This window comes from Hydrogenispora ethanolica, assembly GCF_004340685.1.
GTDB lineage: Bacteria > Bacillota > UBA4882 > UBA8346 > UBA8346 > Hydrogenispora > Hydrogenispora ethanolica.
The window spans coordinates 1-12,207 of record NZ_SLUN01000066.1; the positions used below are offsets into that span (position 1 = coordinate 1).

Sequence of the window (12,207 nt, forward strand, 5' to 3'; positions counted from 1 at the left end):
ATCACTCCAACTTGCTTCAAAACGCTCCATTGAACATTTTGAACCTTCTTGGAGTAAATTGTACCTTCCCAAACATCCCCTTTCAAGGTGAGCGGGGGCTTGACGGTTACCTTAATTCTTTATCCGCTCAACAAATCAAAAAATTTTTCGTCCCAATTCATCAGGTATCCCGGTCTTTCTATAAAAATAGCTATTAATCACATCCCGCCATTCCTTCGCGTGTTCCAACTGTTCATCCAGTCTTGCGAGAACCCTGGCAAAACGCTCATCCCCAATCAAATTTTGCAGCTGAAGCCATTTCTCTTTGAGCTCGGTCACCTTTTCCACCCCGTCAAAATGAGTATTATAGATATGCTGAATGACGGTTTCACCTGACTTCAACCGCTGGAAATACGGCACATGGTGAAAAAACAGCAATAATTCCTCCGGGCAGCTAGCGGAGGATTCATACATCAGCGCATTTTTTGCCTGATATTGCCCGGCAAAGCCGGTCCCCGATTTCACAGTGCGGTCAATCCCAATCCCCTTACTATCAGCGCGATGATAGGTACCCCAGCGGGAGTATTCATAGCCATCCACATTCGGCCCATAATGATAGTTCGGATTCACCATCCAGCCAATCCCCAACGGCGCCGTATAGCTTTCATAGATTTGCCAGGAAGTGTGCAACATGGAAGAGATGGCATCGATTACGGTTTGATCATTACTGAAGCTCATCCGGATCCATTCTTCAGCGAGTTCAGCCGCAGTCAAATCCGGGTTCCAGGCTAAACGGCCGAATCCGTAAAGATTGGCCTGGGCGAGATCATGCCCGGTCCAGTTGGGATCGTCCCCGATATTCGCCACACCGGCAAAACCGGCATTTTTTCTTTGAAACAAACCACCGGAAACAATCTTTTTTACGGTTGACCCCTCTCCCCTCGCATACGTATCGAAGTCCAATATTTCCTTCCATTGGGGGACAAGGTAGCATAAATGCCGTTGTTGCCCGGTATACTCCTGGGTAATTTGCAATTCGATCATCTGATTGGTCCGCTCCATTCCCCCAAATAGCGGAGATACCGGTTCCCGCACCTGGAAATCCATAGGCCCGTTCTTAATCTGCAGGATCACATTCTCCTGGAAAAGGTCGTCCAAGGGTTGAAAATTGTCATAAGCCGCTTTCGCTCTGTCAGTAGTCTGATCACGCCAGTCCTGAGTGCAATTGTAAACAAAACACCGCCATATCAGTAAGCCGCCGAACGGTTTTAAAACCTCGGCTAACATATTGGCGCCTTCGGCATGGTTCCGGTGATAAGTAAAAGGGCCGGGGCGGTGTTCGGAATCGGCCTTAACCAGAAAACCGCCAAAATCGGGAATCCGCCGGTAAATCTCTTGGACCTGCTTCCGCCACCACTCCTTGACCTCGCCATCCAGGGGATCGGCGGTCGCGAAATCACCCAATTCGATAGGAGCGGCAAAGTTGATGCTGAGAAACACTTTCATCCCATAATTGCGAAATATACCGGCCATTTTGACGACCATACTCAGCCTGCCACGGATTAACCCTGTTTCTTCCCGATGCACGTTAACGTTATTGATGACCACGGCGTTTATCCCTAACGATGCCAGCAGCCTGGCATAATCCCGGATCCTATGCCCGGTATCCCTTAAATGGTTTTGCTCGTAAAAGATAGACTTTCCGGCATAACCTCTTTCGACGGTGCCGTCCAGATTATCCCAGTGATCGATCATCCGCAGCGGATTCACCGGCGCCTCATGAATATTAAGATTCCCAATCTCCCGTTGCATCTGCAGCAATCGCAAAAAATGGAATACGCCGTATAAAATCCCCTGGTCGCTTCCAGCTGCGATCAAAATAAACTGGTACTCCGGTTTTTTAACAGTCTTCACCACAAACCCTTGCGATCCGAGCCGCTCCGCCTCGATACCGCCCGTCTCACAGTCAATCACGGAATGGCTGCCGATTTTTCCCACCATGATGAATTTGTCCCGGTTTGGACTGGCGGAGAGCGCCACTTCCACAGCCAGCAGGCTTTTGATGGCACCTATCAATTCTTCCTTGGCCGAACAGAGCACCGGGGTTCCCGGCCGAAAAACAACGCTGGCGCACCATGTCCGGTATTCCTCCAGTAACTTTTCATCCCGGATTTGCTCATATCGCAACCAGCATCGATACCCCGCATCTCGTATCAACGCATTCATTTTCCGTCTCCCCAGAAAGTTAAAAATGTTCGGCCAAAGCCGAACATTTTTAACTTGCCGTTCTCTTTTTTTATTTTCTCTGGTTAGCCTTTAGATAGACTTTGCGGTCTTCCATGACTTGGCGTCCGCCCATGTTCATATACTCCTGAACCAGGGCATCGTAAATGCGATCGAATTCGGAAGGTTTTACAGTTAGGGATTTGACGAATATCTCAGCGCCTTTTCCGTACAGCGTGTTTTTTAATTTAGCCTCGGAGTCAATCGGGAATACCGGATAAACATATTTATCACCGGTGATGGACATCTTGTAAGATTCTATACTCTCTTTTTCATAACCGGGGTTTCCGAAAGCCCACGCTTTGATATTCTTTTCCGGATCGCCGAAATCCTTGCCATTGACGATAATGGCGATATCATCGGTTAATCTCTTTTCTCCGTCAACCAGGAGTTTGATGGGAACACCTTCCCGATATTCTTTATAATGGATTCCTTTTTGCCCATTCACCAGGAAATCACGGACTTCGGGCTTAGCCATCCAATTCAAGTATTTGATAGCCTCGACCGCTCTCTTGCTGGATTTGGGAACCATGATGTAAAAACCCTTCTGATCATATATCCGCTTTAAACGTTTTCCCTGGCTGTTTACAAAAGGATCGCAGGGAACCAGTTGGGCGCCTGGAACATTTTTCTTCAGTTCCGTGCTTAAGCCGGGATTTATCCGGTAAGGTTGATCGTTAACACCGATAAAAAAACCGACCCTGCCCTGCTGAATGTCACGGTACCATTTTTGCGCGTCGCGGTCCAGCGCGAATTCCGGACTGATCAATCCCTCATTATACATCTTGTTCATCAGCCGCATGGCATCTTTGACTCCGGGCATCAACCACTCCGGCAAACACTGGGACTGTTCGTAAGTCATCTTCCCTTTGAAAGAGTCCACCAAAAGCTGGCAATACCAAAGAATATTCTGCGAATCGGTCAGCATGCCGTAGGGAATTACTTGATCACCCAGCCCCCCGGGATCTTTTTCTTTAAAAGCTTTCATGGTATTATACCATTCCTGGGTGGTCTTCGGCATCGGCATGCCCAATTTATCCAGCCAGTCCTTACGAATAAACCCGTTAATGGCGCCATACAAAATTCGCTTTGCCGGAATGGTATACTGGGCGCCGTTGAAGACTCCCCGGTCCAGGACTTCTTTGCCCAAATATTTTTTCAGATTTCTGCCGTACTTGTTCAGGGGTTTACCCAAATCCGTCAAACCGCCGTACCGCACGTAGTTGTATACCGTCGGCAAGTCATAAGTGAACACGATATCCGGGGCATCGTTGGATGCCATTAAAACGTTTAGCCTGTCGATCTCCTGCAGCCGCACAACCGGAACAAACTTCACGTTGATGTTATTGGGTTTGCCGAAATGCTCCTGGATCCACTTGGTCCAAAAATTATTATCCGCCTGATAACCGGGTAAAGCGCGGTCGAAAACCTCAACTTTCAATTCAACCGGGGAATTCTTGGCCGCAACAAAGGTGATTTGTACTGAAATCAGCATCACAGCCAGTAAAATAAGACCTGTGATTCTAGCCCACGCTTTTTTCATTTTTACCTCTCCTTTATTTTTTGGTATATCAGTCCAAAATCGAAAACTTTCTTTCTGGTTCAAAGTCTTTCGCAATTGAAGTTAAGGCTTTAAACATGGCAACTAACTTGGGACCTTTGACTTTCAACTTTTGACTTTCGACTTTTGACTTTACCCTTTAATCGCCCCAATCATCACTCCTTTGACAAAATACCGTTGGAGCCACGGATAAACCAGCACAATCGGAATCGTGGCAAACATGACACAGGCGGATTTCAAACTTTCCGGCAACTGATTGGTGGTGGTGCCGCTGCCTTCTTTGACCGCCATATCCACTGCCAGGCTATTTTGGACGATTTGATAGAGTTTCAATTGAATCGGATATAATTTGGGTTCCGTAATATAAAAGAGGGCATCTTGAAAACTATTCCATTTGGACACCGCATAAAACAGGCCCAAGGTAGCCAGAACCGGCGTGGATAAAGGCAGAACAATTTTGAAAAGCACTCCCAGATCCGAACACCCGTCCAAACGGGCTGATTCGAGCAAACTCTCCGGGATGGAATTGAAAAAGGTTTTTAGGATAATCAAATTAAAGCAGCTGATCATGCCCGGCAATATTAGGGCCCATATGGTATTGGTCAAATGCAGGTTTTTCACCAATAAATAATCTGGGATGATTCCGCCGCTAAAAAACATGGTAAAAATGATGAGAAATAAAAATATTTTCCTACCCAGCAGCCTTTTTTGGGTCAGTGGAAAAGCGGCGATAGTGGTCATGAACATGCTGATGATGGTATATAGGATGGTAAGCTGCACTGTAAAAAATAACGAGCCGGTCATATATTGGTCACGGAAGATATCCAGGTAGGTTTGGAGACTTACTTCCACCGGGAATAACCACACTTTTCCCTTGATAATCGCCGAGTTTGAACTCAATGAAATGGCGGCGACATGGAAAAAAGGGAGTATGCAAAGAATGACCGTAAATAAAATGATGCTCAATACGATTCTATCGAATATTTTTTCCGAATTCCGAGTATTCATCAGATTGTCTCCTTTCTTTACCAGATTCCTTCTTCGCCGCACTTATTGGCAATGAAGTTCGTTACTAGCAAGAATATCATTCCCACCGCCGATTGAAACAGACCGACGGCCGTGGCCAGGGAATACCGCATCGATTGCAATCCCACCCGGTAGACAAAGGTGCTGAGTACATCCGAAAATTCGATGACATAAGAATTGCCGATGATATAGGGCCGGTCAAAGGTCAGGGTCAAAATCCGGCCCAGATTGAGAATTAAAAGGATGATGATGGTATTTTTAATTCCGGGTAAGGTAATATGCCATATTCTCCTTAATCTCCCGGCGCCGTCCACTTCAGCCGCGTCGTAGAGTTCATGATTGATGCTGGTAATGGCCGCCAGATAAATAATCGTTCCCCAACCGGAGCTTTGCCAAACTCCGACCAAACAATAAGTGAGGAGCCAATGCCATTTTTCGGTTAAAAACGGAACCGGCAACATTCCCAAGGATTTGAAAAAAATGTTGACCAACCCTGATTGGGGGGCCAATAGCTGGGTGACAATCCCGCCAATAATGATCCAGGATAAAAAATACGGCAGATACAATATGGTTTGGGCTGTTCGTTTAAACCAGTTCATCCGGATTTCGTTCAGAAGAATCGCCAGGATGATCGGAGCCGGGAAACCGACGATCAGGTCCAATAGGTTCAACATGGCGGTATTTCGGAGTGCCCGGTAAAACTCAGGCATGGAAAATACCTCTTTGAATACATCCCAACCCACCCAAGGGCTTTTCAATATTCCCTGAAATAGATTAAAGTCTTTGAAAGCGATCGTTACGCCGTACATCGGTACATATTTAAAAACTAAGAAAAACGCCATGGGGAGTATCAACAGCATGTAAAGCATCCAATCCCGCTTAATTTCGAACATGATGTTTCGAGTACCAACAGTTTTCCTGCTGTTTAAAGACTTTAAGTTGCTCATCGAAACAAAGGCTCCCTCCTTGAATGGATAGTCATTTATTACCTGGACATTGGGAATTCATTACATTAGCCTGACATTAGCATTTTATTTTCTTCCCTCTCTGTGACCGCTTGTGTCAAATACTAAGACCGAAAAGCGAATGTCGAATTCACTCCCATTTTATCCCATGCCGTGCATTAATCAACCATGGATATTTGATAAACTTTCACTTTTACTCATTTTACAATTGGCAAGTAATTTTAATCGTAATGAGCAAAACTAAAAGTTCTGAGAATGATAACCGATTAATATTCTATGGTCTGTTCCGTCCATGTAGGGCCCATTGATATAAAAGCCATGTGATAAAGTCTTTTGAATTGAAATCTAGAGGATCATTTTTGCAAAAGGATTTAAAACCGACTTTATCCCTTGCTTTTCTGAGCTTTTGTGAACACCCCGACCTTTCGGACGGGGTTTATCACAACGCTTATAAAACATTCCATTCTCGTAAAACACTGGTTCCTAGCCCATCTGGGGGTCTTTTCCCATTACCATTATTGCTTATGAATCAGCCATGAATATTGGGCTCAATTTCACTTTTGCTTATTTTAAGTAATTTTAATCATCATAAGGAAATTGAAAGTTTCCGTGGCGGAAAAGAGACGAATAGCGCTTGGAAAGCCTTATTGCGAAGAGTATAATTGTAACTGGAAAATTAAACCTTTATTGCGTGATTGTAACTAACCGATATCCATTGGAGGCCACTGACGATGTTTCCCGGATTCAATAGAAATGTAGCTGAAATTGCCGCCGGAATCAAAAACTCGCCGCTCTTTGTGAAATTATTCGCATCCCTGGCCCTGTTTATCATCGTTCCGGTATTGATTGTCTGCTTGATTTCCAATTATGCCATCCTGCATTTTGCAGAGACCGGGATCAGCAAGTCCGGAATCGGAAAATTGAAAGTGGCTGACAGTTTGACCAAACTCCTGGCCGACGGCGTGGGTAAAGATGCTTTGCGTCTTTCGCTAAACGCCGATTTAAACAGGTTGAATAATGTAACAAACTATCGAGCCGCCTTAAAAAACATTAACGACGTAACGCTGCTGTCGAGGTTTTCCAATACTCTTACGGAAATGGTGAATACCAACGATAAATATCAATCCATAGCGTTATATATTGATGACGCCGATTATGTTTTTTCGGCAGCCAAAGAAAGCAGCAGCGTTGTCTTAAAACAAAACTATCTCGATACCGGCTGGTACCGCCATTATCGGGACTTTAGAGCCTATAAAACCAATACTTTATGGCTGGACACCCGCATGCCCAAAAACAGTAACATCTATATTCCCAAAGACATTCCCGGGGGCAAGCTGCCGGAGTCTCCCGTGAACCACGTAATCACCTATATGTACCCGCTAACCCCCTATACCACCAAATTGCAGGGTGCCCTGATTATCAATGTCTATGAGGATGGATTGAACAAACTGATTAATCGTAACAATTTCGACAGCGAGGGCTATATCGGCATCGTTACAAGCAAGGGGGATGTCATTTCCCATGTGGACAAAGAATTGGTTGGCCGGAATATTGGCGGTGAAAAATGGATTCAAAAAATTTTGCGGAAAAAATTTAGCGAGGGCTATCTTATCGATACCATTGAACATAGAAAATCTTTAGTAACTTACTTAAAGACCGATCTCAACGATTGGATTTATATCGGAGTATTTCCCCTGGATTCCCTGATGGCGAAAGCAACCACTTTGAGATTTGGAACCTTATATGCCGCTTTGGTCTTGGTTCTGCTGGGATTGTTCCTTTCTTCCCTAATCTCCCGCAAGCTCTATCATCCCGTCAAAACACTAATTCAGGACATTCAAAACCATAAGAAAATCGATATTCGCGGCAATGAAAATGAAATGACCCTGATAGCCAAAGCCTTCGACACCATTATCAGGCAAGAGGACTTGCTCTCCGACACCCTGGAAAAAAACAAACGGAATATCCGGAATAATTACCTGTTAAGCTTACTCCGGGATAATGAAGACCAAGATAACGCCGTCGAGTTGTTCGGAGAAACCTTTCCCTATCCGCATTTCGTCTGTGCCCTGATAGCCATCGACAAATGTGAGGAGTTTGATTGCAAATACCCCAAAGAACAACAATATTATATGAAAGAATTCATTGCGAAAGTTGCCGAAGAGATTCTCCCTTCGGCCACCGGCCTTGTTTTAGACCGTAACAAAATCGTCCTGATCATCAATGCCGCCAAAACCGGACCGCAACTTCTAAATGAGCTGCGGGAAAGTTTCGGTAGAATTCAGCAGGAATTGACGAAAGTTTTTGACTCGGTTTCCATTGCCATCGGGGATTGCCATGAAGGAAAACGCGGTTTGAAAACTTCTTTTAATGAAGCCCAGGAAACGCTGAAACGCAAACTGATTCAAGGAGGTGGCCGGATTGACACCTGGCGGGCAGGTTACGGAGCTGCCACCCAATACTATTTCCCATTTTCGATAGAAAAGCATATTTTAAACCATTTGGAGCTGGGGTTAAAAGAAGAAACTCTGGCCGCCTTGAATGATCTAATCGCCGAAATCAAAAACCGGACCGATCTATCGTATGATAATATTGTTTTGATCTTCAATCAATTGCTGGGCAACACCGTGAAATATCTGGTGGAGTCGCACCTGAACATCAGCGATATTTTCGGGGATGATTACAATATTTATCAACAACTGGCCACCAAAGAAACCCTGGATGATATCCACTGCTGGTTGATTCATATTTATAGCCGCATCTTCGCCTACCGGGAAACCCCCGCCGCCGACAACAAGACCCATTTCGCCAAGATGATGGAATACATTCGCCAAAACTATAAAAAAGATATCGATATCAACATGCTTGCGGAATATGTCGGTTTGAGCTACTCGTATGTGCGGAAGATCTTTCATGATGAAACGGGGGAAAATATTGTCAATTTTATTAACAACTTTCGTATCAATGAAGCCAAAAGACTGTTGCAGGAGACGGACATGAACATCAACGAAATTGCCCTAAGTCTTGGTTATAATAATAATCAAAGCTTCAACCGTTTTTTTAAAAAGTATGAAGGAATAACTCCCGGCGAGTTTAGAAATATAAAATCCCGCTAGGCTTTTCCAACATATAGCTGTTCATTTCTCAAGTCAAAAAATTTGAAAAACCGACTTTTGTGACAAAAAATAAATTGGGATACTTGAAAACTTTTCCTGTAGCTTTTGCGCTAAATATTCCATACCCGGCATTTCGCTTTCCGCATGTCCCAATACAATCAGCGCCTTATTCTTTCCTTGCTGTACGGCATCCCTTATATATTCGGGAGTTTCCCATTCCGGCCCCTCTCCGTAGATAACCAGATCAAGGCTTTCCTTTTCCAAAAGCGGTATTACCAACTCTCCTCCGCCTCTGTAGCCGGCCAATAGGCCAATGCGCCTGCAAATCATCTTCGGATCGCCGAAGTAACGAACAAACTTAAGTCCTAAACGTTTTTTCACATGCAAAATCGCTTCTTCAAGGGAAGTCTCGGGAATTGTCAGGATTGACGCAGCCGGAAGGTTTTTAACTTCATAATCCTGCCACTCCAGAAATTGAAGTAATCCCTTGGCAATCCCATCAGGCGTCCGTTTATGAATACGATCATGCAATCTGAAGATCGCGATTTTACTTTCTTCAATTGTTTGGCGCTTTTGCAAATATACCGGATCGGTCTTCAACATTTCTCTTTTATCCCAGTGGCTATAGAATATGCCTTCATGGGTAATAATCAGGTTTACTCCCAAGTCCTTTGATTTATTGATAACCTCTTGGGTTGCCAAAAATGTGACAACGACGCCTTTAACCGTTGAGTCAGGATTTCCATATTCAAGTTTATCAACAGTAGGTTCAATTGGCATTGCCGGATCCGCCACATATTCGAGTATATCCTGGATACGTAGGTTCATGTCCCGCCGCCCCTCTCAAACACGAAGTCGTTTAAAAGCGTTGTGATAAACCCTGTCCGAAGGCCAGGGTGAACACAAAAGCTCAGAAAAGCAAGTGATAAAGTCGTTTTTTAGCCCACTGAAAGGATGATTTCCGAATGGACGACTTTATCACATGGCTTTTAAATACCCCCGGTTATGAATGTTGTGTTATGATTGCTCATCCGCTTCGAGTTCTCTCTGACAGGATGACCACTCGCCAGCCCGCTCCGCCAAAAAGAAAGAGGCCCTGTCGGCCTCCTTGAAAGTTTCCTAGCGAATCTCCTGCAGCGTGGAGACGATATTCGTCACAATACCGTATTCCTTCGCCTCTTGAGCGCTCATCCAGAAATTCCGGTCCGTATCATGCTCCACCTTCTCCAGGGGCTGGCCGGTGGCCTCGCTGATCAGCCGGTTGATGCGCTGGCGCATTTTGATTAGCTCCTGGGCTTCGATGTTGATATCCGCCGCTTGCCCGCGGACTCCGCCCGCCGGCTGATGGATCAGGTAGCGGGTGTTGGGCAGCGAATAGCGGTCCTCTTTGGCGGCGCCCAGGTAAATGGTGATGGCGGCGCTGGCTACCCAGCCGGTGCCGATCACGATGATCCGCGGCTTTACAAATTGGAACATATCGTGGATAGTATCGCCGGACTCCACGTGGCCGCCCTGGGAATTGATGAATACCTTGATCGGATCATTCGAAAGCTCTTGCAGGAAAAGCAATTGTTGCATGGTCTTTTCGGCCAGTTTCTGGTTGATCTCCCCGCTAATCGTTATCGCCCTGGTTTTGGCCAGGATATCGTAGTACTTATCCCCTTGCATCGCCACTTCCAACTCATTGGCTTCATCATTGAACATGAACCGACTCACCTTTCTAAATTAGTTTCCATTGTTTTCTGGTCGTTTTACAATGTACATTCGCTATTGTTTCTTATTCCCCTCCCGCTATTTTCAATACTATGAATCGTCAAGATTTGCCCCGCCAGCCCAAAATCCGGATATCTCCCGGCGCTGAGCATTGGTGCAGGGATCGACCCGCCCGGGGCGGGTTCGAGTCTCGTTCCCCCTTGATTTGCTTTATTCTCCGGCCGATCCGCTTTCATTCCGGCAAGTCCTTCCGCAGACTTGGGAAGTCCTTCCGGGGCTTGGGCGGGTCCGGCCGGTGTTCCGGCATGGCGGCCGGGGCCTTTGGAAGATCCGCCATGGGCCCCGGATGGCCGTCCAAAGCTTCCGGCAGGCCCGCCAAGAGCCTCGGACAAAGCGCCGGCGGCTGCGGCGCTTCACCCGGAAACCGAAGCAGTCCCCCCACTTCCCCTCATCCCTCGCCCGGACTCAGGAAAATACTCCGGCGGCTTTAAGGATGTTACCGAATCCGATATTTTTTCTTGCCAAACCGATCCGGGTTGGCTATAATAAAAATGTTGTTTGCAAAAGGGAGTAGTTCTGACAGATAGAGTCAACATACTGGCAAGACTCTTGCCTGGCTCTATCGGCCTGATAACGGCTTGACGAGACTTTTGCACCGAAAACGGTGCAGGAGTCTCTTTTTTTATTCCCTTCATTGCAAAACCGAAATTGCCTGGAGCCTATGGCTTCAAATTACAGAGGAGGAACGTAGATGAGCGCTTTCTGGCTTTCGCTGGCAATGATTTTCCTCGCCGAACTCGGGGACAAGACCCAACTCGTCGCATTGACCCTGGCCACCCGCTACAATGCCAAAGTGGTCCTGTGGGGCATCTTTTGGTCCACCTTGGCGGTGCACGTCGTCTCAGCCGGTCTCGGCTGGGTAATGGGAGGATTACTGCCCACGGACTGGATCCGTTTCACCGCCGGTATCGCCTTTATCGGCTTTGGCTTTTGGACGCTGCGCGGCGACTGTCTGGAGGAGGACGAGAATGGCGCCTGTAGGCGGAGCGCCTCGCCTTTCTGGCTGGTTTTCGTCACCTTCTTCCTGGCGGAGTTGGGCGACAAAACCATGTTAAGCACGGTCACTCTCGGCGCCACTCATTCCTTCGTCCCGGTCTGGATCGGTTCCACTATCGGGATGGTGCTCTCAGACGGACTGGCGATCTGGGTCGGGAAACTGTTGGGCGCCCGCCTGCCGGAACGGGCCATCCAGATCGGCGCGGCCGTGGTCTTCTTCGGCTTCGGCATCTTCAGCGCGGCCGAGGGCGGAGTGAAACTCCCCGCTTTCGCCTGGGGCATCGGCGCGGTACTCGTGGCCGCTCTGGGCTATCTGTTCCTGAAGTCCGCCCAGCGGGACGCCAACCGCTGTTCCCCGGATGGCGAATCGGATCAAGACGTGGCCTAGCCTTTCGGGAGCGACGGCGTGAAACAAGGGAGTGTCGCAAAACTACCAAAGAGGTAATAAACGACACTTCCTTTTTAATGAAAAGTCACAAAACCAGCAAATGAAGTAAACCAAAAATTA

At 46.7% G+C, this 12,207-nt stretch carries 9 protein-coding genes; 2 read left to right on the top strand and 7 right to left on the bottom strand.

Features of this window, described 5'->3' with window-relative positions; all coding sequences use genetic code 11:
• Positions 1–135: 135 nt before the first annotated feature.
• From EDC14_RS25925 to EDC14_RS25940, 4 genes are all read right to left on the bottom strand, one after another.
• On the bottom strand, positions 136–2,205 hold the full coding sequence (locus EDC14_RS25925; protein WP_132018137.1) for an alpha-glucuronidase family glycosyl hydrolase: 2,070 nt from the start codon (positions 2,203–2,205) through the stop codon (positions 136–138).
• A gap of 70 nt (positions 2,206–2,275) precedes the next feature.
• On the bottom strand, positions 2,276–3,805 hold the full coding sequence (locus EDC14_RS25930; protein ID WP_132018140.1) for an extracellular solute-binding protein: 1,530 nt from the start codon (positions 3,803–3,805) through the stop codon (positions 2,276–2,278).
• Positions 3,806–3,955: 150 nt separating this feature from the next.
• The gene (locus tag EDC14_RS25935; protein ID WP_132018143.1) at positions 3,956–4,831 is read right to left on the bottom strand and encodes a carbohydrate ABC transporter permease; all 876 of its coding nucleotides are present in this window, start codon (positions 4,829–4,831) and stop codon (positions 3,956–3,958) included.
• A gap of 17 nt (positions 4,832–4,848) precedes the next feature.
• Positions 4,849–5,742, bottom strand: a complete 894-nt coding sequence (locus tag EDC14_RS25940) for an ABC transporter permease (protein WP_132018159.1) — start codon at positions 5,740–5,742, stop codon at positions 4,849–4,851.
• An 803-nt stretch (positions 5,743–6,545) separates the two neighbouring features.
• Here EDC14_RS25940 and EDC14_RS25945 point away from each other — a divergent pair.
• On the top strand, positions 6,546–8,930 hold the full coding sequence (locus EDC14_RS25945; RefSeq protein ID WP_132018146.1) for a helix-turn-helix domain-containing protein: 2,385 nt from the start codon (positions 6,546–6,548) through the stop codon (positions 8,928–8,930).
• A 33-nt stretch (positions 8,931–8,963) separates the two neighbouring features.
• Here EDC14_RS25945 and EDC14_RS25950 read toward each other — a convergent pair whose 3' ends face one another.
• From EDC14_RS25950 to EDC14_RS25960, 3 genes are all read right to left on the bottom strand, one after another.
• Entirely contained in the window at positions 8,964–9,758 is a 795-nt protein-coding gene (locus tag EDC14_RS25950; protein WP_132018149.1) for a Nif3-like dinuclear metal center hexameric protein, read from the bottom strand.
• A gap of 291 nt (positions 9,759–10,049) precedes the next feature.
• A complete protein-coding gene (locus tag EDC14_RS25955; RefSeq protein WP_132018162.1) occupies positions 10,050–10,598 on the bottom strand; it encodes an ATP-dependent Clp protease proteolytic subunit in 549 nt (182 codons plus the stop codon).
• Positions 10,599–10,875: 277 nt separating this feature from the next.
• Positions 10,876–11,085: a hypothetical protein gene (locus tag EDC14_RS25960; protein WP_132018153.1), complete on the bottom strand. Its 210-nt coding sequence runs from the start codon at positions 11,083–11,085 to the stop codon at positions 10,876–10,878.
• Between the two features lie 309 nt (positions 11,086–11,394).
• On the opposite strand from EDC14_RS25960, the gene EDC14_RS25965 reads away from it, so the two are divergent.
• The gene (locus EDC14_RS25965) at positions 11,395–12,087 is read left to right on the top strand and encodes a TMEM165/GDT1 family protein (protein WP_132018156.1); all 693 of its coding nucleotides are present in this window, start codon (positions 11,395–11,397) and stop codon (positions 12,085–12,087) included.
• The last annotated feature ends 120 nt before the right edge of the window (positions 12,088–12,207 follow it).